Raw genomic sequence first — 24,741 nt, forward strand, 5'->3', positions numbered from 1 at the left:
GGCCAATCGCGACTAGCATGGGAAGCGCTTCACTTTGACAACACGCACTGTGGAAATGGGCGGTTACCATGCCTCAGCGGGAAGTAGACCCAACCTCATCTCCGAACGCAGCCATCGGCGTTCAGCTCCGGCGCTTCCGCAAGGCGAGAGGGCTCACTCAGATCGAGCTCGGGCGGCGGACCAACTACAGCGATTCGCTCATCTCCATGATCGAGAACGGAGACCGTCCCGCGCCGCTGAACCTCGTCCGGCGATGCGACAAGGAACTCGACACCTGCGAGGCGCTTGAGCTCCTGTACTGGAGCGCGAAGAACAGCACTCTGATCGGTGGATTCGTCGCCTACACGGAGCACGAAGCCAAGGCCACCGCCTTCAAGATCTTCGAGCTGAACGTCATTCCGGGGCTGCTCCAGACGCGGCGCTACGCATCGGCGCTCATCAACGCCGCAGCCCGACGAGGTGAGATCCCCGAGGACAAAGCCATCGAACGCCTGAATGTCCGCATGGCGCGGCAGGCCGTGCTGTACCGCGAACCGTCTCCCTCCATCCACATCGTCCTGGACGAGAGCTGTCTGCGAACCGTTGGCAGCCCCTTCGTCATGGCCGAGCAGCTTCGCCGACTCGAGAGCGTGGCCGGTCTTCCGCACGTCATGCTGCAGATCGCGCCGTCCACTCTTGGCGAAGCCCTCCCGGCGACCATGCCGTTCACGCTGCTGACCAGCACGGACAAGAAGTGGATGGCCTACCTCGAAACCATCCAACGGGGCTACGTCGAGCGCGAGGACGAGGACAAGATCCGCTCCCTCGCAGAGACTTACGATTGGCTCCAGGCCCAAGCCCTCTCATGCGAGGACTCGTTGGCTTCCATCCGCACCCGTCTCAAGGAGTTCCACGCCATGTTCCCCATCGCGACGGTCGAGCCCACCTCCTGGCTGAAGTCCTCGTACAGCAACGGCGGCGGCCAGTGCATCGAAGTCGCACCCGGACTCCCCGGCACCCTCCCCGTCCGCGACAGCAAGGACCCCGAGGGCCCTCAGCTCGCCTTCGGCGCCGACGCCTGGCAATCCTTCATCACCGGCGTCAAGTCCGGCGACTTCGGCACTGTCTGAGATCCCCGGCTGCCGACCGGCGGGGTCCGGTCGGGGTGCCGTCCTTGATCCAGGTCGCCGGGTGGCGTTGTCGTTGCGCAGGTGGAAGGCCTGGCCGCCGGGCCGGCCGGTTTCGCGAGGCGTCGGCTCTTCTCTTCGAACTCTGCTCGATATACCGTACATAACGCTTGTTACGTACCGGGCAGGTCAGCGTAGCGAAGCGCCTCGCATCCACCACCCTCATCTGGAGAGTCCGCTGTGACCGAACCCGCCGAGACCATCAAGTACCGCAAGAACGGCCTCACCCGCGGCGTCACGGACGAGCTCGCCGAGCACATGAAGCAGGGCTGGGCCGACACCGAGCGCCACGCCCTGGAGCCGATCCCGCAGGCCGCGCACACGGCCCGCCGCCGCGCCGAGCTGTCCGCGGCCTTCCCCGGTGAGCTGCTGGTGGTCCCGTCCGGCAACCCGAAGGTGCGGGCCAACGACACCGACTACCCGTTCCGGCCGTCCTCCGACTACGTCTACCTGACCGGCGACCAGTCCCAGGACGCCGTGCTGGTCCTGGAGCCCACCGGCGACACCGGCCACCGGGCCGCCGTCTACCTGCGCGACCGTTCCCGGACCGACAACGGCGAGTTCTGGCTGGACAACCACGGCGAGCTGTGGGACGGCCGCCGCAACAGCCTGACCGAGAACGAGCAGCTGCTCGGCCTGCCCTGCCGGGACGTCCGCACCGTCCACGCCGATCTGCGCGCGGCCACCGGCCCGGTACGCGTGCTGCGCCGCCACGACGCGGGCGTGGAGCAGTCCCTCCAGGGCCGGGCCGTCGCCGAGCGGGACGCGGAGTTCGAGGTCTTCCTGTCCGGCCAGCGCCTGATCAAGGACGAGTTCGAGATCGCCGAGCTGCGCTTCGCCTGCGAGGCCACCGCCCGCGGCTTCGAGGACGTGGTGCGGATCCTCGGCACCGACACCGAGACCCCCGAGCGGCTGATCGAGGGCACCTTCTTCGTCCGCGCCCGGATCGAGGGCAACGACATCGGCTACGGCAGCATCGCCGCGGCCGGCCCGCACGCCACCACCCTGCACTGGGTGCGCAACAACGGCCACGCCAAGCCCGGCGACCTCCTGCTGCTCGACGCCGGCGTGGAGACCAACCGCCTGTACACCGCCGACGTCACCCGCACCCTCCCGGTCAGCGGCCGCTTCACCGACCTGCAACGCAAGGTCTACGACGCGGTGTTCGCGGCGCAGGAAGCCGGCATCGCCGCGGTGAAGCCCGGCGCCGACTTCCGCGACTTCCACCACGCCGCCCAGCGCGAGCTCGCCGAACACCTCACCTCCTGGGGCCTGTTCGGCGACCTCACCGCCGACAAGGTGTACGAGCTGGGCCTGCACCGCCGCTTCACCCTGGCCGGCACCGGCCACATGCTCGGCATCGACGTCCACGACTGCGCCCACTCACGCACCGAGGAGCACGTCGACGGCCCGCTGAAGCCGGGCATGGTGCTCACCGTCGAGCCGGGCATCTACTTCCAGGAGAACGACCTGACGGTGCCCGAGGAGTACCGCGGCACCGGCGTCCGGATCGAGGACGACATCCTGGTCACCGAGGACGGCAACGAGAACCTCTCGGCCGGCCTCCCCCGCACCTCCACCGAGGTCGAGGCCTGGCTCGCCGAACTGCGCGGCTGAGCCCCCGGAACGACAGCTGCGGCACCCGGGAACGCCCGGGTGCCGCACGTCGCGGTGCCGCGTGCAGAGCGTGAGGTGTCAGAGCGTGAGGCGTCAGAGCGTGAGGTGTCAGAGTGTCGGCAGCGGTTCGTCGAGCCCCGGCTCGCGCCCCTCGGTCAACCAGAAGACGTAGCCCCGCAGGTAGTCCTCCAGCCCGTCGTCCAGGTACGCCGCGTACCCGCGCAACGCCTCGGGGTCGTTGCGCCCGTCGGTGTCGGCCAGTTCGGCGGCGATCCACTCCCGGACGGCGTCCCGCCCGTGCCACCACGCCCGGACGGTCTCCGGCGTCCAGTAGTCGTCGCCGTCGCAGTTGAAGCCGCCGATCGGCTCCATCTGCGCGACCCCGACGAGCGCCGCCAGCTCCCGGAAGTCGCCCGGCTGGCGGTAGACGAACTCGCAGTGCTCCTCGCCGGAGAGGACGTGCGCGGGCAGGTAGCACGGCCCGTTGAGGCCGGTGTCCGTCATGCCGGCGTAGAACGGCCCGGGCACGCCCAGCCGGCTCCGGTCCTCCCAGCGCCCGTCACCGACCCCGCCGCCGAAGAGCCGGACGGCCGACAGCGGGTCCCAGTAGGCGACTTCGTCCCAGGGCCCGTCGGCGGGGTAGTTCAGCAGATCGCCGTGGAACCGCTCCAGCGACCGCTGGAGCCCGTCCTGGAAACTCTCCTCGCCGTAGTCCGGCCGACGGAACCACCGCCTCGGCATTCGCATACGTCCCACGGTATCGACCGTCGCGCGCCCTCCTCCCGGCGGGGCACGGCCCGGCGGGCTGCGGCTACTTCAGCTTCGCCAGCGCCGTCCCGACCCGCTGGACGGCGGCGACGACGTCCTCGGGCTGGCGGGCGGTGAAGCAGAGACGGAAGAAGCCGGGCGCCGGGTTGTGCATGGTGCCGCCGGGCAGCAGGGTGACCTCGGTGGGCTCGGCGAGGAGGTACTTGAACAGCCACTCCTCGTTCGGGTCGAGTCCGCTCGGCCGGGCGAGCGACAGCCCGGCCGCCTTCTCGTGACCGTGGCCGTGGCGCTTGCCCAGGTACTTGGAGAGGTCGAGCCAGAAGAACTGGGCGGCGTTGTCGCCGGGCCGGTGCACGTAGTCGATCCCGGCGGCGTCCAGGGCGCCCTTGACCCTGTCGAAGCTCGTCTTGAGCAGCGTGCGGTACTCCCGCATCGCGTAGGTGGTGTAGAGCTCGCCGCCCGAGCCGTTGGCGGGGACGCTCAGCAGGTCCTGGATGACGTAGGTCTTCAGCGAGTCGAAGGGGCTGAACCAGGGCAGCGGGTGGGTGGGCTCGGCCGGATCGTTGTTGCCGAGCATAGTGTTGCGCACGGCGAGGTTCCGGGAGACCACGAAGCCGGTGCGGAAGCCGGACAGGCCGAAGTCCTTGGCGAAGCCCCAGACCACGTGGATCCGGTCGGGCTGCTCCCGGTATGCCTTCAGAGCCAGCGCGCTGGTGAACTTCGTGGTACTGCTGTCGAGTTGGGAGTGACAGTAGATCTCGTCCGAGATGATGTGCAGGTCGGTGTGGTGGAGCGCCCACCCGTAGATCTCGTCCTGCAGGGCCCGCGAGTAGTTCACGCCCAGCGGGTTGTGCGGGTTGGTGAGGACGAGCAGGCGCGGCGTGCGGCCGGCCGCCTTCCGGTCCTCGTAGGCCTTCCGGAGCAGGGGCAAGGTGAGCCGGTACCGGTCCTCCCCCGTGGTCGGCAGGTTCACCGGGACGCACTTGAGCCTGGGTCGTTCCTCGAAGGACCAGTTGAAGCCCTGCCAGTACGGCGCGGGGATCAGCACCTCGTCGCCGTCCCTGAGCGGCGGGCCGACCGGGTCGCGGCCCTTGAGCGCGAAGGCGATGCACTCCAGCGCGGAGGAGACCCCGGCCACGCCGAACACGTCGTCCTCGTCGACCTCGGCGCCGAGGGCCAGGGTGAGCAGCTTGGCGACCGGCCGGCGCACCTCCAAGGTCCCGGCCGAGTCGATGTACTGGATGTACCGCTCGGGGATGAGCTGGATGTCCTCGAAGACCTTCTTCATCGAGTGGTGGTAAAGCAGGACGTTCTCGGCGACGGACAGGTTGACCGCCCGGGAGGACGCCACGTGCCGGTGGAAGTAGGCGAGGGCCTGTTCCAGGTCGGGCATCCGGATGAGCGCTTCGGCGGCCGCCTCGGGAGAGGCGAGGGTGCGGGTGTCGTCGGTCATGGCAGGTCTTCTCCGGGCTTCGCGGGGTGGGCTGGGAGGCGTGTCGGAACATGGTCGTTCGCACACGCATCGACCCCAGCGGACCACGCCCCGGGCACGGCCGCCAGCGCTCGGCGCCCGTCCGGACGGGGGCGGGATCAGGCGGTCAGCGGCTTGACCCAGCGGCTCCACCGCGGCTCGGGGCGGTAACCGGCGGCCGCCCAGGTGCGGTGGCCGAGGGCGTTGTCGTCCAGCACCATGGCGTCCGCGCGGCGGCCCCCGAGCGCGGCGAAGCGCTCCTCGGCGGCGGCGAGCAGGGCGGCGCCGATGCCCCGGCGGCGGTGGTCGGGGTCGACGGCGAGCCGGTAGAGGTGGCAGCGCCAGCCGTCCCAGCCGGCGATCACGGTGCCGAGGACGGCGGCCGGGTCGCCCGCCGGGGTGGCGACGATCAGGCACTCCGGGTCCCGGGCGAGCAGCGCGGCCACACCTGGGACGTCGTCCGTGATGCTGGCGCCCTTCGCCGCCCGGGCCCAGAGGGCGAGCAGGGCGGGAATCTCGTCGGGGGTGGCGGTGCGCAGGGCGATCTCGCTGGGGGCGGCGGTGCGCGGGGTGGTCTCGTCGGAGGTCCGCAGGGCGATCTCGTCAGGGGTGGCGGTGCGCGGGGCGATCTCGTCGGTCATGGCGGCCTGTCTAGCAGGCGGTTCCGCCCGGCGGCCGGGAATTCCGCAGCCTGGACGGACGGGCCGTCAGCCCAGCCGCCACACCGTGGTGGTCTTGACAGCGGTGTCCTCCAGGTCGGCGACGACCGGCACCTGGTAGGCCGCGAGCGCGGTGAACCGCTCCCGGGGCAGGTAGGCCCGACCGGGGTCGCCGACGATGACGGTGGCGCCGCGCGCGACGGCCCGTTCCAGGAAGGGCAGGAAGCGGGCGGCCATGGCCCGTTCGTAGAAGACGTCACCGGCGAGCACCACGTCGGCCGGGGCGCCGTCGCCGTCCACCAGGTCCACCAGGGCGGCCTCCACGCGCACGCCGTTGGCCTCGGCGTTGAGGCCGATGGCGGCCACCGCGTAGGCGTCGATCTCGGCGGCGCGCACGGACGCGGCGCCGCTCAGCGCGGCCGCGACGGCGACCACCCCGCCCCCGGCGGCCACGTCGAGCACCGCCCGCCCCGCCACCAGCTCGGGGTGGTCCAGCACGTGGCGGGCGACGGCCACCCCGCCCGCCCAGGCGAACGCCCAGAACGGCGGCGGCAGTCCGGCCTCCCCCCGCGCCCGCTCGGTGGTCTCCCACAGGGTGATCGCGTCCTCGGCCATGTGCAGGCCGACCTCGGGGACGAACGGGACGGGCTTCAGCTCGGTCTCGCGCCGGATGAAGGCGAGGTCGGCCTCCGGTTGGTGGGTCTCCGGCTTGAGAGTGCGCAGCTCACTCGGCATCTCCGCAGCATAGGGCCCGCGCGGGAGTGCTCACGCCCGTCCGGCCGCCGTCCGGACGCGCCGGGCGAGCGAGCCGGCGCCCGCCGCAACTACTGGAGGCCGGCCGCGGAGCAGGCCGCGACGTAGTCGGCCGTGCAGATCTGGGCGACGGTGAAGAGGCCGTCGGCGACCACGGTGGCCTTGATGTTGTCCTTGGTGAGCGCGACCGGGGCGATCAGTCCGGCCGGCACCTTGTCGCTGCTGCCGCTGGTCACCGTGGTCGGCACGAGGGCGCCGCCGATTTCCTGGCCGTAGGCCAGGTCGACGGCCAGTTGCGCGGCCACGTCGGCCTCCGACTTGAAGGGCTTGTAGACCGACATGGCCTGGGCGCCCGCCAGGATCCTTTGCACGCCGTCGAGTTGGAAGTCCTGGCCGGTCAGCGGGACACTCTGGCGCGACGCCCCGGAACCGGACGCGCTGGAGTCGACCGCGCTGGGTGCGGCAGCGTTCGGGTCAGCCGCGCTGGGTGCGGCAGCGTTCGGGTCGGCCGCGCTGGGATCGGTGGGCGAACCGTTGACCGTGATCGCGTCGCCGCCGTCCGCCGTACCGCCCGCCGCCACCGCCGCCTGGCCCCGCAGTTCGCCGACCTTGCGGTTGTCGAAGGACACGTAGGCGTCGACCGGCCCCTGGGCGAGGCGGTCGTAGGCGACCACCTTGACACCCGCGTCGTGCGCCTTCTGGATCGACGCCTGGATCGACTTGGCGTCCACCGCGTCCAGGATCAGCACCTTGGCGCCCTTCTTCACGGCGGCGTCGATCTGGGTCTGCTGGACGGCGGCGTCCTGGTCGGCGTTGTAGTAGTCGATCTGCGCGTCCGGCGCCAGCTCCTTGATCCTCTTCTCGATCAGCGGCCGGTCGAACTGCTCGTAGCGGGTCGTCCTGGCCTCCGGCAGCAGCAGGGCTATCTGCCCGGCCCCCCTCCCGGCCGCGGCCGGGAGGGGGGCCGGGCCCCCGCCGGAGCCGCCGCTGGACGGCTGCGACGCGCTGTCGCAGGACGCCGCGCCCAGGCCGAGGGAAATCGCTGCGGTCACCGCGAGGACGCGGCGCAGCCCGATGCTCATGAGGATGCCTTTCCGATTGGTTGGGTCCACCCCTCTTTCGTTCGAGTCTGGGAACCTTCGGCCGCGACCACGATCCCGGTGCGCCGAATGGGTCTCAAGCTTCCGTCGGCGGGTGTCCGTCAAAAGGCGTCCGTCAAAAGGCGTCCGCGAGGCGGAGGCTGGCGGGACGGCAGGCAGCGGCCGGGGCAGGCGGGACGGCGATAGACACCGGAGGCGTAGGGCATCCCCCCGGACAGCCCTACGCCTCCGGCAGGCCCCAGGGCCGCGGGCCCGGGGAGCCTCACCCCCGTTCGTCGACCACCCGCCGGATCTTCCCGACCGAGCGCTCCAGCGCGTACGGCTCCACCACCTCGACCGCGACGGTGACGCCCACCCCGTCCTTGACCGCCCGGACGATCGCCTCCCGCGCCGCCGCCCGCTGCTCGGCCTGGGCGTCCGGCCGCGCCTCGACCCGGACGGTCATGTGGTCCAGCCGCCCCTGCCGGGTGAGCCGCAGCTGGAAGTGCGGCGCGACGCCCGGAGTCCGCAGCAGGACCTCCTCGATCTGGGTCGGGAAGACGTTCACCCCGCGCAGGATGATCATGTCGTCGCTGCGCCCGGTCACCTTCTCCATCCGCCGGAAGGCCGGCCGCGCGGTGCCGGGCAGCAGCCGGCTGAGGTCGCGGGTGCGGTAGCGGATGACCGGCAGCGCCTCCTTGGTGAGCGAGGTGAAGAGCAGTTCGCCGCTCGCGCCGCCGGGCAGCACCTCGTCGGTGAACGGGTCCACGATCTCCGGGTAGAAGTGGTCCTCCCAGATGTGCAGCCCGTCCTTGGTCTCCACGCACTCCTGCGCGACGCCGGGGCCGACCACCTCGGAGAGGCCGTAGATGTCGACGGCGTGCAGGTCGAGCCGCTCCTCGATCTCGCGCCGCATCTCCTCCGTCCACGGCTCGGCGCCGAAGATGCCGATGCGCAGCGAGGTGCCGCGCGGGTCGACGCCCTGCTTCTCGAACTCGTCGAGCAGGGTGAGCAGGTAGGAGGGGGTGATCATGATGATCTCGGGGCGGAAGTCCTGGATCAGCTGCACCTGCCGGGCCGTCATGCCGCCGGAGGCCGGGATGACGGTGCAACCGGCCCGCTCGGCGCCGTAGTGCGCGCCCAGCCCGCCGGTGAACAGCCCGTAGCCGTACGCGATGTGCACCTTGTGTCCGGGCCTGCCGCCGGCCGCGCGGATCGACCGGGCGACCACGTCGGCCCACATCGACAGGTCGTGCTCGGTGTAGCCGACGACGGTCGGGCGCCCGGTGGTGCCGCTGGAGGCGTGGAGCCGGCGGACCTGCTCCATCGGGACGGCGAACATGCCGAACGGGTAGCCCTCGCGCAGGTCCGCCTTGGTGGTGAAGGGGAAGCGGGCGAGGTCGGCCAGGGTGCGGCAGTCCTGGGGGCCGACGCCGGCCGCGTCGAACTTGCGGCGGTACAGCTCGACGTTGTCGTACGCGTGGCGCAGGGTGGCCCGGAGGCGGGTGAGCTGGTGGGCGCGCAGCTCGTCGACGCCCATCCGCTCGCCGGCGTCCAGCAGCGCGGGCGGGATCGGCTCGCCCAGCCGCCGGGCGGACTCCTCGCCGCAGGCGGGCTCTACGCCATGGTCGGGCTCATCGCCGCACGGGCGCGGGGCGGGTGCGCTGCCGGTCATCGTCGCTCCTCCGCAGGTCGGCCGGGACGGGCGCGCCGACCGATCGTTCGGTCAGGGCGACTCCCACGCCAAGTAACCCAGCGCCCGCACCGACTGTCAAGGGGTCGCACGCCGGATTCGGAATGCGAAGTTCCGACCACTTCGGGTGGAGATCGGACCCCCACCTTGGCTGGCCGATATGAAAATCATTACGGAAGTTTGACCCGTGCACGGCATCACCCGGCCCGACCGCGTGGTTCAGTAGTGCGGCTTCTCCCCCGCACCCCGGAGTGATCACCGTGCCCACGACTCCAGCCCTGGTCAGCGCGCTGCGCGAACTCGGCGACCGACCCGCCGTCGTCGCCGACGGGCGCGCGATCAGCGGCATCGGCCTGCTGCTCGGCGTCTCCCCGCCGGGCGGCCTGCCCCGGGCCCTCGCCCAGCGCGTCGCCGCCCACGCCGCGCTGCCGCCCTCCGCCGCCCGCACCGCCGAACAGCGGCTGCGGCACTGGGCGGGCGTCCTCGGCCCGCCGCCCATCCGGCACACCGTGCTCCACCCCGCCACCGACCTCGCCGTCGAACTCGCCCTCGCCACCCTGCTCGCCGGCGGCACCGTCCACTGCGCCGACCCCCGACAGGACCCCGAGCAGCAACTCGGCGACCTCGCCGCCAGCGCCACCACCCACCTCAGCCTGCCCTCCACTCTGCTGTGGCGCCTCAGCCGCCACCCCGACCTGGCCGACCACGACCTCGGCGCCCTGCGGCTCGTCCTGCACGTCGGCCCCGAACCCCGGCAGGACGACGTGTACGCCGCCGTCGACGCGCTCGGCGCCGTCCTCGCCCACGTCCGCGCCCCGCACAGCCACGCCGAGGCCGCCGACCGGCGACTGCGCACCGCCGCCGACGCCGCCGACGCCATCGCCTGGAAGCACGCCATAGGCGTCACCGCCGAACAGGTCCAGGCCTTCGGCACCCACCTCGACCACGCCGTACTGTCCGCGCTGCTGCTGACCCTCCAGCAGAGCGGCGTCCTCACCGACCCCGGGCGCGGCCACACCGAGGCCGAGATCCTCGCCGCCGCCCTCGTCACGCCCGCCCAGCGGCCCCGGGTCGTCCGCTGGCTCGACGCGCTCACCCGGCACGGCCTGATCACCCGGCACGACGGCGTCCACTACGGCCGACGCGAACTCGGCGCGGCCGAGGTCCGGGAGGCCTGGCGGCCCGCCGTCGAGGCCTGGAACGACGGGCTCGGCCCGGTCGCCGCCCTGGACCGGATCCGGCGCGGCGCACTACGCCTGCCCCGGCTGATCACCGGCGAGGAGGCCCCCCGCCCGGCCGCCGCCCCGATCCGCTGGACGGCCGCCCGCGGCTACCTCGGCGCCGCCCTCGGCGCACTGGTCCGCGGCCTCGCCGAGACCCACGACGGGCCGCAGCCGCTGCGCATCCTCGAACTCGGCCAGGACGACGCCGACTCCACCGTCACCCGGGCCCTCGCCACCCGGCCCCGCCCCGGCGCCGACCACCACCACCTGCCCGACGGCGGCCGCTACGACCTCGTCGTCGCCACCGTGACCGGCCACCCGGACGCCGTCGTCCCGGAGCTGGTCGACCAGCTCGCGCCCGGCGGGCAGCTGCTGCTGCTCGCGCCCACCGGCGAGCAGCTCGACCTGCTGATCACGGGGGACGCCGAGGCCCGCGCCGACTCCCCGGTCATCCCCGCCGCCCCCGTCCACCCCGCCGCCCCCGTCCACCCTGCCGCCCCCGCCTTCCCGGTCGCCGCCACTGCCCCCGGCTTCCCCGCCTTCCCGGCGCCCGCCGCCGAGCGCTGGCGGGCCGCCCTCACCGCCGCCGGCTGCCCGACCGTCCTCGCGCTGCCCGAGGACGGGCACCCGATGGGACTGCTCGGGCAGCGGCTGTTCGCGGCGCGGATGCCCTGAGCCGCCGCTACCATCGGGCCGTGCCCGACTCCCCCGTGCGGTTCCCGCAGCGCTTGCCGTCCTTGCGCCCCCTCCAGCCCCAGCGGCGGCCGCGGTCGCTCCGGTCCAGGGCCTCCCTGGCTTCCCTCGTCTCCCTGGCCTCCGTCTGTTCGATCGCCTCCGTCGGGTCCGTCGGCTCGGTGCTCTCGATCGGCTCGGCCGGCTCCGTCCTCTCGATCGGGTCGGCCGGCAGCGTCCTCTCGATCGGGTCCGCCGGCAGCGTCCTGTCCATCGGGTCGGCCGGCTCCGTGCTCAGCGCCCTGTCGGCCGGCTCCCGGCTGAGCCTCGGCTCGCTGTTCTCCGCCCGTTCCCGCTGGTCGGTACGGTCCCGGCGGCCCGGCGGCGGGCGGCCCGTGGCCGGGCCGTGAAGCCCGGCTCGTGCACCACCACCCGATGCGTACCATTTCGATACCGAAGCCTGGATGAGCTGCAAGGATTCTCGCCCAGCGGGCCCACCCCCGGGTAGGCTCCGCTTGTCCTCCGGCCCTGGCGCAGGCGGCCCCGCGCCGCCGTGCCGCGTTCCGGGGGTGGCACACCCCCGCGGGCCATTCGGTGGGCACCGCGCACTCGACACCGCGCGCCAGGGCAGTCGCGCGAACGGCGAAGGGCATCGCATTGGCGGATCGGCTCACCGGAGGAGACTCCTCGCTGCTGCGGCGGATCAACGCGGCGGTCACGCTTCGGGCGCTGCGGACCGGCCACTCCGTGACCCTCACCCAGCTCGTCGGCGAGACCGGGCTCTCCCGCCCGACCGTCGAGGGCGTCATCGAGGGTCTGGTCGAAACCGGGCTGGTCGCCGAGGTCGACCAGCCCAAGGAGGACGGCCAGCCCGGCACCGGCCGGCGCGGCCGACCGGCCCGCTGGTTCCGCTTCCGCGCCGAAGCCGGGCACATCCTCGGCATCGAGGTCGGCGTGCACGACATCCACGTCATCCTCGCCGACCTCACCGGCGAGGTGGTGGGCAGTCACTTCAAGCCGGTCGACGAGACCCTGGACGCCGAGGACCGGCTCACCGCCGTCCGCACCGCCGTCGCCGAGGTCCTGCGCAAGGCCGGCATCTCCCGCGACAACCTCTGGGCCGTCGGCATCGGCACCCCCGGCATCGTCGACCGCGACGGCACCATCCAGCTCGGCACCGCCATGCCCGGCTGGACCGGCCTCGACCTCGGCGCCCGGCTTCGGCGCTCCTTCCGCTGCCCCGTCCTGATCGAGAACGACGCCAACCTCGCCGCCATCGCCGAACACTGGCAGGGCGCGGCGGTCGGCGCCGGCGACGTCGTCTTCGTCATGGCCGGCCTGAGCCCCGGCGCCGGCTCCCTCATCAACGGCAAGCTGCACCGCGGCTACGGCGGGGCGGCCGGCGAGATCGGCGCCCTCCACCTGCTCGGCCAGGAGGTCACCCCCGAGCGGCTCCTCTCCACCACCGGCAAGCCGCTCAACCCGCTCGACGAGGCCGCCGTCGCCCGCGTCCTGCGGCTCGCGCGGGAGGGCGACGAGGTCGCGAAGGTCGCCATGGACCGCTTCCTCACCCGCCTGGTCCAGGGCGTCGCCGCGCTCGTCCTCGCCATCGACCCGCAGCTCGTCGTGGTCGGCGGCTGGGCGGCCGGCCTCGACGGCGTCCTGGAACCGCTGCGCGAGCGCCTCGCCCAGTTCACCCTCCGCGCCCCCGAGGTGGCGCTCGCCGCGCTCGGCTCCGAGGTCGTGGCGATGGGCGCGCTGCGCGTCGCCCTCGACCACGTCGAGGACCAGCTGTTCGCCGTCGACCCGCCGACCACCGGCAACGGCCGCGCCTGACGGGCCCGGACCGCCCCGCCCTGGTCGAACCCTGGGCGGCGGTCCGGCCTCGGCTCCGCCCGGGCGGAGATCCGGACCCGGCTCCGCCCGGACCACTCCGCCCACACAACTCACCCCGAACAACGGCCGAGGCCCGGACGCCGGTTGGGCGTTCGGGCCTCGGTCTGAGGGTGTCGGAAAAGTGGTTCAGGAGGCGGTGCGGACCTCGGCCGCAGCGCCGACCGGGGTGACCTCGACCAGCCCGGTCGAGCCGAAGGTCAGCTTGCAGGTGTCGGCCCGGTAGGTGGCGACGGCGAGCGCCACCAGGCGGCCGGCCGACGCGTACTGGGTGGTCATCACCAGCACCGGCGAGCCGGGCGGGCGCTCCAGCAGGGCGGCCTCGGCGGCCTCGGCGACACCCAGCTCGACCGCGCGGGACTCGCCGTCCACCTCCAGCCGCTCCAGCTGGCGCAGCACCGAGCGGGCCCTGTCGCTCTCGGCCCGGAAGCCGGGCAGGTGCGGCAGCGCGGCGGCCGGCACGTGCAGCGACTCGGTGGCCACCGCCCGGCCCTCCACCAGGCGAACCCGGCGGACGGTGTGCACGGTGGCGCCCTCGGCGATGCCGAGGCCCTTGGCCAGCTGCGCCGGGGTGGGGGCGGTGGTGCAGTCGACCGTCCGCCAGGCGTGGTTGCGGCCGACGCCGGGCCAGCCCTCCTCCTGCCGGTTGACCGGGACGCCGACCCGCGGGGCGGCGATCAGGGTGCCGATCCCCCGGCGACGCACCAGGCGACCCTCCAGCTCCAGCTGGTCGAGTGCCTGCCGCAGAGTCGCCCGGGCGACCCCGAAGCGGGCGGAGAGCTCGCGCTCGTTGGGCAGGACCTGGCCGGTGGAGAACTCCGAGTCGATGGCCCGCAGCAGCACCGTGCGCAGGTGCCAGTACTTCGGTTCCGGCACCGCCGAAAGCTGTCCAGTCGTCCCCACCGTGTCCTCCACCCTGCTCTGTCCACCCTGCGGTAAGGAGGGCGGATCCCGGGCCCGCTGTCCGCGGATGCGGCAGGTGGGAGAGCGGGCTTTTATCCGTCCTTCTTTATTAAAGGTCTTTGCAGTAAGCGACCCTAGGGGCATCGTCCGGAGATGGTCAAGACCAATGGCGCGGCTTGGTGCGACTGTCGCACACATTCATGCCGCGTTCACGTCATCCCGCGGCGACGCGCGTCACGCTTCGGCGCAGGCCCCGGCACTCGGTAGGCTGCCCGGGTGATCGTGGTGACGAGTGTGAACGTGAACGGAATCCGGGCGGCGGCCAAGAAGGGCTTCGTCGAGTGGCTGGCCGGCACCGAGGCGGACGTGGTCTGCCTCCAGGAGGTGCGCTCCGAGCCGGAGCAACTGCCCGTCGAACTGCGCGACCTCGACGGCTGGCACGCGGTCTGGGCCCCCTCCGTCGCCAAGGGCCGGGCCGGCGTCGCCGTCCTGTCCCGCCAGGAGCCGCAGCGGACCGTCATCGGATTCGGGTCCGAGGAGTTCGACAACACCGGCAGGTACGTCGAGATCGACCTGCCCGGGCTGACCGTCGCCAGCCTCTACCTCCCCTCCGGCGAGGTCGGCACCGAACGCCAGGACGAGAAGGAACGCTTCATGGCGGAATTCCTCGTCCACCTCACCGCCCTCCGCACCCGCGCCGCCGCCGACGGCCGCGAGGTCGTCGTCTGCGGCGACTGGAACATCGCCCACCGCCCCGAAGACCTCAAGAACTGGAAGGCCAACCAGAAGTCCGCCGGCTTCCTCCCCGAAGAACGCGCCTGGCTCTCCCGCGTCTACGACGAAGCCGGCTACGTCGACGTCGTCCGCACCCTCCACCCCGACCGCACCGGCCCCTACTCCTGGTGGTCCTACCGCGGCCGCGCCTTCGACAACGACTCCGGCTGGCGCATCGACCTCCAGGTCGCCACCCCCACCCTCGCCGCCAAGGCCGTCGAGGCCTACGTCGAGCGGGCTGCCGCCCACACCGAACGCTGGAGCGACCACGCGCCCGTCACCGCAGTATTCAATTTCGGCGGCAACTGACCAATGAGCAGCAACAGTTAAGCAGAAGGCCGAAGGCGACCCCGGCCTGCGGCATCCCCAGCCCAGCCCCACTCGTGCCAGCGAACGAGGCCTGCAATCTCGCCCGGCCAGCTTTTGACAAGTCGATTCATCGCATTGCTCACGACAGGGGCACCGCGAGCGCCAACCGACGATAAGGCCACGCGACACCAACACTACTGAAGTTGAATGGGTGATGTCGGGCCGCGTGGTGGTCAGTCGTCCATGATCAGTCCGGCCTGGGCGAGGCATCCGTCGATCAGGTGCGGTCGGTACTGGATCTTCTTCAGACTCCGCTTCACGCTCTTGGTCAGGTGGTTGAGGTTGGCCACGGCAAGGTTGCCGATGGTCCGCTTGACCAGCGACCAGATGCCTTCCTGCGGGTTGAGGTCCGGGGCGTACGAGGGCAGTTGGAAGACCGTCAGCCAGTCCTCGTTCGCCGCGATGAACTCCTTCATCGGCGGCACAAGGTGGACGGACAAGTTGTCCCAGACGAGCACGATCGGGCCGCCGAGCTGTATGCGAGCCCGGAGGATGAGGTCGCGGTAGTCCTGCCAGCTGAAGCTCTTGCGTTCGCCCTTACGTCCTCGGTGCAGGCGGACTCGGTAGATCAGCCGGGAACGTTCGCCCTGCTTGTAGCAGCTCATCCCGGCCATGGATATCCGTCCGGAGCCTCCGCCCCGCACCCGCACCACGGGCGTGCACCCGACTCGGCCCCAGGTCCTGGCGCGCGGGGGGCCTCAGTGTCTGTCCGGCCTCGTCCTCGAAGACCAGCCAGGCTCCCCGAGCCGCCGCGGCGCTTTTACCTGGAGCCACACCTCCTTCCTCCACAACTCGACAGCGGCGTCGTCGCGTTCGATCGCCCGCCGGGTCGGCTGCTGCCACGACCAACCGTGGCGCTTGAGCAGGCGCCAGGTCCCTTCCACGGTGTAGCTGACGTGGAACATCCGACCGATCAACGTCTTCACCCGGACCAACGTCCAGCGCTGGTCCTCCCAGCCGTGGGCCAGCGGGCCGCGCTCCAACTCCTTTCAAGCCGCGCGATTTGCGCATCACTCAGCCTCGGACGCCCAGGCGATCCCTTGGACTGGACCCCATCCGCTCCCAGCTCCCGCCACTGCCGGCGCCAGCGTTCAACGGACCCCTCGCTCACCCGCAACACGGCAGCAATCTCCCGGTTCTTCTCCCCGCCCTCGAAGCGAACGACTGCCTCCAGCCGGATCCGCTCCCGCGCGGCCCTCTCGGCGTCGGTCAAGCCGCCGCCCTGCGCGTATCTCACAGGCCAGAACTACCGGAGCCGTCCAGCGCCTGTCAGGCGAACAGCCCCGACATCACCCGATCAAGTTCAGTAGTGGCGATCCAGGCGTCGTCGAAGATGAGGATCTTTACATGAGTTGACTTGAGTCGGTCCATGGTCAGCTTGGCAGGGTAGCGATCGGCCAGGTTCCCGAGCTTGCGGACCCGTTCGCGGCCCACGCACCCGGTCTGTATGCCGCGGCGCGCCTCGGGATCCCGGTACGCCTTGCGGATGCCCCGCCAGCACCGCGGCGACGGCCGGCCTCGTCCGCCCCCTGGAGTTCTGCGGAGCCGCGCAGGAACAGGGCCCGGGTTACGCGGAGACCGTCACCGCGATCGTCGGCGGCAGCACCTTCGACGCCTACTCAGGCTCGGCGGCCCCGCGCCAACCGATCGGCGGTGTACTCCTCCCCGCGCGCCGCACGGCCAGCGCGACCGACCTGGAGTTCGCCGCTGCTTCCTCACTCCGGGGCGAGCAGGCCACGGTCGTTCACGTGGACAGGTGGACCATGTGACTCAAGTCTTCCTATAAGCAGTTGAATTGACCGCGCGAAGGCAGTGGATCTAGCCTGGGCGTGTACGAGCCCTCCACGACCTAGTGACCGGCATTCGGCAGACGGCCGAACGCTACCCGGAAACTCTGACTGGCGGACCTCACGGACTCATGGAGTCTCAGCAGGCCGTCGAGACAGGGCCCGGGGAGCCTGGTGGTGGGGAGACGCAGCACGTATCGCCCGAATCCGCGTCTCCGACCGTGTCTCAGCCCGGTTGGTCGATCAGTTCGAAGCGGTGCAGCCGCAGATCGTCCTGATCATGTTCGGATTCGAGCGAAAGGCCGGGAACCACCATCAACGCCCATCAGTCGGTCGACCGTTTGTGGTACGTCGACGATTCCGGGATCCCCAAGACCGGCCTTGCCCTCTACACCGCGATCGGGTCTTCCCCCGTACTGGCCCCTGAAGTCTTAGCCGACTGGCAGAACATGCGCCGCCGGTGGAACCACGAGCACAGCGTGCCAGTTGGTTTCGAGCTGCACGCGACCGACTTCCTCGGAGGGCGTGGCCGTCCGGGCGGGTTGAATCCCCGCAAGATCGAGCGGTACCGCATGGCCCAGGAGGCCCTCTCCGTGATCGGCTCCTGGCCCTCACTCGACATCGTGACGGTCTACGCCGAAGAGCCCTCACACTGGGGGACGGCGAAGCGGCGGGCTTACGAGGGGCTGCTCCGTCGCCTGGACCAGCGGCTGGCCGAGATCGGTGAACCTGCTGGGCTGATCGTCGACGGGGACGGGACCGAGGGGCTCTACGGAGAGGTCCACCGGCTGGTGAACCCCCGGTGGATCCCACTGCCGGCCGCGCAGGCTCCGGCCGACACCTCGGAGTGGCTCCAGATGGCGGACCTGGTGGCACACGCCGCGTGCCAGTCGATCGCCAGGCAGGAGGCGAAGCGGATGATGTGGGGCTGGTTCGGCCGGTACCTGCCGAAGGCCCCAGCTCCGGAACGGAGTTGACCGAGGTATCGGACAGGGCGGCGGTATGACGAGACCCCGGCCGTCGGCCGGGGTCCGTGAAAGCAGACCTGGCACGCGCACGGGGCGCGAGCCCTGACTGCGTTTCCCAGTCTAACTGCCGAGGCAGTGGCCAGCCAGTGGGGCAATCGAGGGAAATCACCCAACTTTGACAGCCTCTTGAAAGGAAGAACATGTCTGACGCCAGCGAATCCCAGGTCATCAACGAGGAAGATGGCGACCACGGATCCAGTGTCGTGACACCGGCGAGTAACCCCGAGAGCATCTCGTTCCGCTTCGCGGGTGAGGAGTTCACGGTCTCGGGATTCGAGCGGACCCTGCCGACTCCCGCCACCGCGGGTGATCGTTCCGCACTCGTTCGAGCGGGTCTGGCAGCCGAGGGCGCTTCACTAGACGAGGACGGGTGGCACGTCGTGGCTCGTGCCGTCGTCTCCCCCGACGCGGCGGCAGCCCAACTGCGCTCCTCCAAGGGGCAGGCGCCCGCATTGATCGAGGAACACGTGGAGGGGGCAACGCTCCGCTCGCTCCACACCAGGGTATGGCTGACCGAACTGTTCCCGGGGCACCAGCCGCGGACCAGCCAGGGCGCACTGCCCGTGAACGATCCGGAGGTCCACGGCGATGTGGACGAGGGCGGACGGCCGTACGCCCGTGTCGTCTACCGCTACCGCGACCGCGATCATCTGCGGGACCACCTGACGCAGACCATCGAGCAGACTCGACACGCCAATCCGAATCCCTACGACCGGTCGATCCTGGCCCGGCGGATCACCCGTGCCGTCATCGCGCACCCGTGCCGGCTCGAGTTCGCCGACGGCAGCGAACACATCGACGTCCTCGCCGTGCGCGACGGCATCACGCGTCTGACCAGTGCCTGGGCACTGCTCACCGAAGGGGAAGCACCGTACGCCGACGACATCGCCGCAACGGCTCTCAAGGTGCTGACCGCCGAGAAGCCCCAGCGACGCGGTGCCAGCGAGAAGGCGCTCAGCCAGCGCATGGCGCTCGGCCGGCAGGAGGCACTCGTCGGCTTCCTCGCCGAATTCCAGCGCGGAGTGAACGAGGCGCAGCCGACGGACCGCGCGGTGCGCCTTGGCCAGACCCTTGTCCTGCCGGCCCAGGTCACGGTCAGCGTCCACCGGCACAGCTCGGCCGGGCTCTCCGCGGAGGAGGTCTTCGACGACGCGATCCGCTCCATCCTCGCCTCGATCCACGTCGAGTTCCGGCATTGGGACGCGGCAGCGCAGAACGTCGAGGTCGGCACCCGGGCGATCAGCCGCATCCGCCTTCCCGGGCTGCCGCAGCACAATCTCCTGGAGGAGATCATCGGGCTCGCGATCGGTCGCCGGAAGCCAGCGGAACTACCTGCCGTCTTCCAGAACAACCGCATTCCGGGCACAGCACTCTGGCGGGCCGTCTACCTGGTGAACTTCCTCACCCGGCCCGAGATCTTCGAGCAGGTCAAGCGGTTCGCCAAGGACATCAAGGGCACCAGCAAGATGAGGACGGCCGGGTACGCGGAACTCCTCGGGCCGGTCATCGACCTGCCCTGGCGCGGGTACAAGGCGGGATCGCTCCAACAAGCGCGGAACGCCTGGGCGAACGGCGGCGTGCTCACCAAGGGCGTCATGGGGAACTGGCAGCCGGTTCCCACGGCGGACTTCGCCGAACTCGTCCAACCCGCGTTGAACGGCAACGAGAGTGCGCGGCAGACCCTCGCGGTGGCCGGAGGGGTCGCGCTCATCACGGACAAACTCATCACGCGCAACGTCGGGTCGGCGGTGGGTCGGACGGTCCCGTTCCGCGCCAACGCGGACCAGATCATCGCCGGGCTCACGGAGTCCGAGGAGGGATTGTGGACCCTGGCCTTCGCCGCCAAGGCCTTCGACCCGGAGCGGGAGTGCCTCAACGCCTTCACCGACACGCAGCTCCTCGGACGCAACACGGCCACGATGTACTCCGTCCCGGCGGTCGACCTCACGGCTGAGGACAAGATCCGCAAGGACGCGGGGGGTGTGGCCCCCGCAGCACTCAGCCAGTGGAGCATCGTGGTGCTCTCCGACCCGGGGAAAGCTCGCGAGGTCGAGGACGAGCAGAACTCGGAGAAGGAGAAGGCCAGCGCCGATCAGTCCATCCACGCCCAGTTGGCGGCCGAGCGGCGAGCCCTGCGCCATGCCGTGAACGACGCGCGGCAGGCCGTGAAGCGGCTGATGGCCCTCGCGGAAGCTCCTGAGGCACGGGCCACTACCTCGCACCCGTTCGGATCGGCCGAGGAGCAGAACCGGATCATCGACGAGGTGCGCAAGTTGGGTGGCGATATCCTCGTGAACTCCCCGGCCGTGGATCGTCGAGATGACGAGGAGCACGAGGACGACGACGAGGAGTACGAGGACGTCGAGTAGCCGGGCCCCGTCGGGACGGGAGGGGTGGGGGTGAAATTGACGGGGTGGGGTGAGGGGTGGGCTGGGCTTCACCCCGAACAGTGGACACTTCTGAGAAGCGGATCTTCGGGTCCGTGGAGAGGATGTCCTCATGGGTACTGCGAGGCCGGTGACGGGCGCACGCTTCGTCCAGGACCGCATCGCGGCGGAGGGCGAGGAGGCCTGGCCCCTGATCGAAGCCTGGGCCCAGGCCTACGTCTGCGGCGATGGCGCCCGCATGGCCCCGACGTACGGGCTGCGTTCCGCACCCTCCGCCTGAGCCACACCCCCAACGCGCGGAAGGACGACGCCGAGACGTGGCTCCAGTCACTGATCGACGCCGGCCAATACGTCCAGGACGCGTACGCCGCTCGCTGAGGCACGAAGCGCCGGCGCACGGTGACTTCGGCGGGGAGGTGAGTGCGAGGGCGGTCGGCCGGGACTTGTCGGTGGGACTCGCTAACGTTCGTCTCCTGATCATCAGTTCGAGGAGAGGGCGGGGCTGTGCGGCGCTGGGAGTTCGTCGAGGGCGGCTCGGACAAGTTCTGGGAGGCCGCGGTCGACGGTGCCTCGGTGACCGTACGGTACGGGCGGGCCGGTACGGACGGGCGGGAACAGGTCAAGGCGTTCCCGACCGTGGAGGAGGCGCAGGCGCACTTCGCCAAGGTGGTCGCCGAGAAGGAGCGCAAGGGCTACCGCGAGATCTGTGCGGGGGCGGGCACGGAGCCGGGTGCGGCGGCGGATCCGCTGCCCGTGGCGCAGCCCGGCGTGTCCGTGCCCACGGCCGAGGCCGCCGGTCCCGAGGACGAGGACGAGGACATCTTCGTCATGCCGGACGCCTGGCGTCGGGCCCTGATCCCGCGCCGGGGCGGCATTCCCCAGAACCCGTCCGCGCCGGGGAAGGGCCCGGTGACCTCGTACCGCGACGGGCTGCGGCAGGTGAGAGACTGGCTGGAGCAGACGCTCGCCTCGGAGCACAGCGACCCGGAGCTGGTCGCGGCCGCCCGCGCCCACCAGTCCGGCAGCCGGGACCCGCTCGGTGCGGCGGTGCTCGCCGCCGTGTTCTCGTATCCCGGCAACAACGGGCTCCGCGTGGCCGTGGACGCCTGGGTGGCGGAGTTCGGCCTTCCGTTCGCGGCCAGGGCCACCGTCGAGCTGTTCACGACGGCCGTCGAGACCGACTGGATCCACCAGAGGTCCGTCCACCCCCGTGTCCGGCGCGGGGCCAACCAGGGGCACGGCGCGTACCGCCCCGCCGCGGACCGGGTCCGGTCGCTGCTGGCAGCCTGTGACGAGGAGACCCACCGCGCGGCGGTCGAGGCACTGGCGGACTGCCGCAACAGCCTGACCCGCCTGGTGGTGGCGGCGTACCTGGTGCCGTCCGAGACCGCCTGGGTCGAGGAGTGTGTCACGTCGGGCTCCCGACTGGCCGCCGTCGAGTGGTCGATGCTGCTGTGCTCGCTCTCCTCGGCGGAACCGCTGGAGAAGCTCCCCCCGCTGCCGAGCCTGGGCTATGACGGATGGTCCACCGAGATCATCGCGACCGTGGCGGAGGGCCTCGGCGGCGACGTAGCACCGGTGATGCTGCACGACCTGACCACCAGCTACCACCACAAGGACGGCAAGAAGCGGATCCTGGACGCGCTCGCCGAGCTCCCCTCCGACGAGGGTTTCCGGGGGTTGCTGGCCCAGCAGGACGGCATCAAGTCCACCCGCGCTGCCCTCCTGGCCGGTCTCCGCCGATTCCCCCGGCGTGCCTTGCGCCTGCTCGCCGAGGCCGCGGTGGCCTCCACCGACCCGGCCGCGCAGCAGCTCGCCCGGCAGCTCCTCACCGGCCACGTCGCGGTCCACCGCGCGACCGCGCTCGAACTGCTGCCGGAACTGACGCTGGAGCAGGCGGCCCTGGTCGAGCCGCTCACCGACCTCGGCGAGCGGGTGCCGGAGGTCGGCCCCGACTCGCTGCCGGAGCTGTTCACCAGCCCGCCGTGGACGCGGCCGCGCTCCGTCGGCAAGCCCCGCGTGCTGACCGGCCTCAGCGCGTCGCAGGAACCGCAGATGCGGTGGCTGCCGGGTGAGCGCGAGGCGTGGGCGGCGAACTCCGAGTCCTGGTACACGAGCTGGTCGGACGACGACTGGCATCGGGTCTCGGCCACGATCCGGGCCAGGATCGGGCAACCCGAGGAGGCGCGGCTGCGCGGCGGACAGTACGCCGAGCTCGCGCTGTTCGCCTACGGTGACGAGGAGTTGGCCCGGCCCCTGCTCGCGCAGTGGCGCGCCGGTGAGCGCATCTGGCACTCCGGGGACTCTCTGCGCCGGGTCGCCGCGCGCTTCGGGACGGACGCCGTCGAACCGATCCGGGCCGCAGCGGTGGGGAACCCGGCCACGCACGCGCCCCTGCTGCTTCCGTACCTGGACGCCCGGGTGGCCGAGACCATGGTGGACTGGCTGGTGCGCCTCAAGTCGGCCGGGAGCACCGCGCGTTCCTGGTTCGTCCGGCACGGCGTGGACGCGGCCCGGCTGCTGGTGCCCGCCGCGCTCGGGAAGGCCGGGGCGGCCCGGCTCGGCGCCGAGCAGGCCTTGCGGGTGGTCGCCGAGGCGCACGGCGCGGCGGCGGTTCGCGCCGTGGCCGGCGAGTACGGGCCGAAGGCGGAGGAGGCCGTGGGCGCACTGCTGTCGGCCGACCCGCTGGTGACCGCGCTCCCGGCGAAGCTGCCCCCGCTCTGCGACTGGGCGGAGCCGGTGATGCTGCCGCAGCTGCTGCTGCGCGGCGGCGAGGGCGCCCTTCCCGCCGAAGCGGTGCGGCACGTGCTCACCATGCTCGCGCTGTCCGCGCCCGGGGTGTTCTACCCGGGCCTCGACGAGGTGGCCAGGCTGTGCGAGCCGCGGTCGCTCACGGAGTTCTGCTGGGCGGTGTTCGAGCAGTGGCGGCTGGTCGGCATGCCGGCCCAGGACGGGTGGGCGCTGCACGTGCTCGGCCGCTTCGGTGACGACGAGACGGTCCGCCGGCTGACGCCGGTGGTCCGCGCCTGGCCGGGCGAGGGGGCGCACCACCGGGCGGTGGACGGCCTGGAGGTGCTGGCCGCCATCGGCACCGACACGGCCCTGCTGCACCTGCACGGCATCGCACAGCGGGTGAAGTTCAAGGCGCTCAAGACCCGCGCCCAGGAGAAGATCTCCGAGGTGGCGGCCGGTCTCGCCCTGACCGGGGAGCAGCTGTCCGACCGCCTCGTCCCGGACTTCGGGCTGGACGCCGACGGGACCACCGTCATCGACTACGGCACCCGGACGTTCACGGTCGGCTTCGACGAGCACCTCAAGCCGTACGTGCTGGACGCGGCCGGCGCCCGCCGCAAGGACCTGCCCGCCCCGGGGGCGCGGGACGACGCCGAGCTGGCGCCCGCCGAGCGCAAGCGCTTCGCCGCGCTCAAGAAGGACGTCCGCACGGTGGCGGGGGACCAGATCCGGCGCCTGGAGGAGGCGATGGTCACCCGGCGGTCGTGGACGGCGGAGGAGTTCGACCAGCTCTTCGTCGGGCATCCGCTGCTGTGGCACCTGGTGCGCCGCCTGGTGTGGCTGTCCGAGACGGACGGCACGGTAACGGCGTTCCGCGTCGCCGAGGACCGCACCCTGGCGGACGTCCGGGACGAGGCGTTCGCGCTGCCGGCCACGGCCTGCGTCCGGCTGGCGCACCCGCTCCTGCTCGGCGGGGGCCTCGCCGACTGGTCGGAGCTGTTCGCCGACTACGAGATCCTGCAGCCGTTCCGTCAGCTCGGCCGCCCGGTGTACGCGCTGAGCGACGAGGAGCGGGCCGGCCACCGCCTGACTCGCTTCGAGAACGGTCCGGTGCTGCCCACCACCCGGCTGGTCGGCATGGAACGGCGCGGCTGGCGGCGCGGCGAGCCCCAGGACAACGGCGTCGAGCGCTGGCTGTCCCGCCCGGTCGGGCCCGACCTCTACGTGGTGATCGCCCCGGAGGAGGGCATCGCGGTCGGCATGTTCGACTCGTACCCCGAGCAGCGGGTGGAAACGGTGTGGCTCGACAGGCGCCCGGGCGACTACTGGACCCACAACCACACCTTCCCGACGTTCGCCGCGCTCGACCCGGTGATGGCCTCCGAGGTGATCGCCGACCTCACCGAACTGACCGCGCTGTGACACCCCGCCGCCCCCTCGCCCACCACCCCGGGAAGGCCGCCATGACCACGACCACCGCCGAGCTTGCGGCACACTTCGTCTGTCGTACTCGTGCTTCGGGCTCGGCGGGTAGGTACCAACTCACCAGCCGTCGGTGAGCCGGAAGGCGTGGGAGAAGGAGGCTCCGCCCGTGTTCATCCATTCGTCGAGGACGCCGTAGGTGTCGTTGCGGGCGATGAGGTCGGCGCGGCCGGTCCCCCGGAAGCTCCCGGCGACCGTCTGCGAGAACGGACCCCAGCCGTCGGTGACGAGCACGCGGCCGGCGAAGGTGCCGTCCCCGTTGCCGGGCCACATGTACAGGTTGC

General features: G+C 71.6%; 18 protein-coding genes and 2 pseudogenes. 10 read left to right on the forward strand and 10 right to left on the reverse strand.

What is annotated here, in order from left to right; genetic code table 11:
* Positions 1-68: 68 nt before the first annotated feature.
* Both ABT015_RS24100 and ABT015_RS24105 read left to right on the forward strand, forming a co-directional pair.
* On the forward strand, positions 69-1,109 hold the full coding sequence (locus ABT015_RS24100; RefSeq protein ID WP_350882365.1) for a helix-turn-helix domain-containing protein: 1,041 nt from the start codon (positions 69-71) through the stop codon (positions 1,107-1,109).
* 237 nt (positions 1,110-1,346) lie between these two features.
* On the forward strand, positions 1,347-2,783 hold the full coding sequence (locus ABT015_RS24105) for an aminopeptidase P family protein (RefSeq protein ID WP_350882367.1): 1,437 nt from the start codon (positions 1,347-1,349) through the stop codon (positions 2,781-2,783).
* A gap of 108 nt (positions 2,784-2,891) precedes the next feature.
* Here the strand turns inward: ABT015_RS24105 and ABT015_RS24110 are convergent, their stop codons facing one another.
* The 6 genes from ABT015_RS24110 to paaK all read right to left on the reverse strand — a co-directional run bounded on the left by ABT015_RS24110 (position 2,892) and on the right by paaK (position 9,053).
* Positions 2,892-3,530: a hypothetical protein gene (locus tag ABT015_RS24110; RefSeq protein ID WP_350882369.1), complete on the reverse strand. Its 639-nt coding sequence runs from the start codon at positions 3,528-3,530 to the stop codon at positions 2,892-2,894.
* A 64-nt stretch (positions 3,531-3,594) separates the two neighbouring features.
* Entirely contained in the window at positions 3,595-5,004 is a 1,410-nt protein-coding gene (locus ABT015_RS24115; protein ID WP_350882371.1) for a pyridoxal phosphate-dependent aminotransferase, read from the reverse strand.
* A gap of 137 nt (positions 5,005-5,141) precedes the next feature.
* The gene (locus ABT015_RS24120; protein ID WP_350882373.1) at positions 5,142-5,663 is read right to left on the reverse strand and encodes a GNAT family N-acetyltransferase; all 522 of its coding nucleotides are present in this window, start codon (positions 5,661-5,663) and stop codon (positions 5,142-5,144) included.
* Positions 5,664-5,729: 66 nt separating this feature from the next.
* A complete protein-coding gene (locus ABT015_RS24125) occupies positions 5,730-6,416 on the reverse strand; it encodes a class I SAM-dependent methyltransferase (RefSeq protein WP_350882375.1) in 687 nt (228 codons plus the stop codon).
* Between the two features lie 89 nt (positions 6,417-6,505).
* Positions 6,506-7,516: a substrate-binding domain-containing protein gene (locus tag ABT015_RS24130; protein WP_350882377.1), complete on the reverse strand. Its 1,011-nt coding sequence runs from the start codon at positions 7,514-7,516 to the stop codon at positions 6,506-6,508.
* Between the two features lie 280 nt (positions 7,517-7,796).
* A complete protein-coding gene (gene paaK, locus ABT015_RS24135; RefSeq protein ID WP_350882506.1) occupies positions 7,797-9,053 on the reverse strand; it encodes a phenylacetate--CoA ligase PaaK in 1,257 nt (418 codons plus the stop codon).
* Positions 9,054-9,466: 413 nt separating this feature from the next.
* On the opposite strand from paaK, the gene ABT015_RS24140 reads away from it, so the two are divergent.
* The 3 genes from ABT015_RS24140 to ABT015_RS24150 all read left to right on the forward strand — a co-directional run bounded on the left by ABT015_RS24140 (position 9,467) and on the right by ABT015_RS24150 (position 12,937).
* Entirely contained in the window at positions 9,467-11,104 is a 1,638-nt protein-coding gene (locus ABT015_RS24140; RefSeq protein WP_350882379.1) for a hypothetical protein, read from the forward strand.
* 20 nt (positions 11,105-11,124) lie between these two features.
* Positions 11,125-11,511 (forward strand): hypothetical protein, encoded by a 387-nt coding sequence (locus ABT015_RS24145; protein ID WP_350882381.1) that lies wholly within the window; start codon positions 11,125-11,127, stop codon positions 11,509-11,511.
* A 247-nt stretch (positions 11,512-11,758) separates the two neighbouring features.
* The gene (locus ABT015_RS24150) at positions 11,759-12,937 is read left to right on the forward strand and encodes an ROK family protein (protein WP_350882383.1); all 1,179 of its coding nucleotides are present in this window, start codon (positions 11,759-11,761) and stop codon (positions 12,935-12,937) included.
* 186 nt (positions 12,938-13,123) lie between these two features.
* Here the strand turns inward: ABT015_RS24150 and ABT015_RS24155 are convergent, their stop codons facing one another.
* Positions 13,124-13,897: a GntR family transcriptional regulator gene (locus ABT015_RS24155; protein ID WP_350882385.1), complete on the reverse strand. Its 774-nt coding sequence runs from the start codon at positions 13,895-13,897 to the stop codon at positions 13,124-13,126.
* Positions 13,898-14,173: 276 nt separating this feature from the next.
* Between ABT015_RS24155 and ABT015_RS24160 the strand changes: the two genes are divergently transcribed.
* Positions 14,174-14,980, forward strand: a complete 807-nt coding sequence (locus tag ABT015_RS24160) for an exodeoxyribonuclease III (RefSeq protein ID WP_350882387.1) — start codon at positions 14,174-14,176, stop codon at positions 14,978-14,980.
* Between the two features lie 233 nt (positions 14,981-15,213).
* Here ABT015_RS24160 and ABT015_RS38015 read toward each other — a convergent pair.
* Positions 15,214-16,277: pseudogene (locus tag ABT015_RS38015) on the reverse strand (IS630 family transposase).
* Positions 16,278-16,309: 32 nt separating this feature from the next.
* Positions 16,310-16,474 carry a hypothetical protein gene (locus ABT015_RS24175; protein ID WP_350882391.1) on the reverse strand — a complete coding sequence of 55 codons (165 nt, stop codon included), beginning with the start codon at positions 16,472-16,474 and terminating at the stop codon, positions 16,310-16,312.
* Positions 16,475-17,168: 694 nt separating this feature from the next.
* On the opposite strand from ABT015_RS24175, the gene ABT015_RS24180 reads away from it, so the two are divergent.
* From ABT015_RS24180 to ABT015_RS24195, 4 genes are all read left to right on the forward strand, one after another.
* Complete coding sequence (locus tag ABT015_RS24180; protein WP_350882394.1) at positions 17,169-17,804, forward strand: hypothetical protein; 636 nt, start codon at positions 17,169-17,171, stop codon at positions 17,802-17,804.
* A gap of 191 nt (positions 17,805-17,995) precedes the next feature.
* The gene (locus ABT015_RS24185) at positions 17,996-20,224 is read left to right on the forward strand and encodes a hypothetical protein (RefSeq protein ID WP_350882396.1); all 2,229 of its coding nucleotides are present in this window, start codon (positions 17,996-17,998) and stop codon (positions 20,222-20,224) included.
* Positions 20,225-20,354: 130 nt separating this feature from the next.
* Entirely contained in the window at positions 20,355-20,522 is a 168-nt protein-coding gene (locus ABT015_RS24190) for a hypothetical protein (protein WP_350882398.1), read from the forward strand.
* 224 nt (positions 20,523-20,746) lie between these two features.
* A complete protein-coding gene (locus tag ABT015_RS24195) occupies positions 20,747-24,397 on the forward strand; it encodes a WGR and DUF4132 domain-containing protein (RefSeq protein WP_350882400.1) in 3,651 nt (1,216 codons plus the stop codon).
* A 120-nt stretch (positions 24,398-24,517) separates the two neighbouring features.
* On the opposite strand, the pseudogene ABT015_RS24200 reads toward ABT015_RS24195, so the two are convergent.
* Positions 24,518-24,741, reverse strand: a pseudogene (locus ABT015_RS24200) (hypothetical protein); the annotation flags it as partial.

Source organism: Kitasatospora sp. NPDC094016, assembly GCF_040304045.1.
In the GTDB taxonomy this organism is placed as follows: domain Bacteria; phylum Actinomycetota; class Actinomycetes; order Streptomycetales; family Streptomycetaceae; genus Kitasatospora.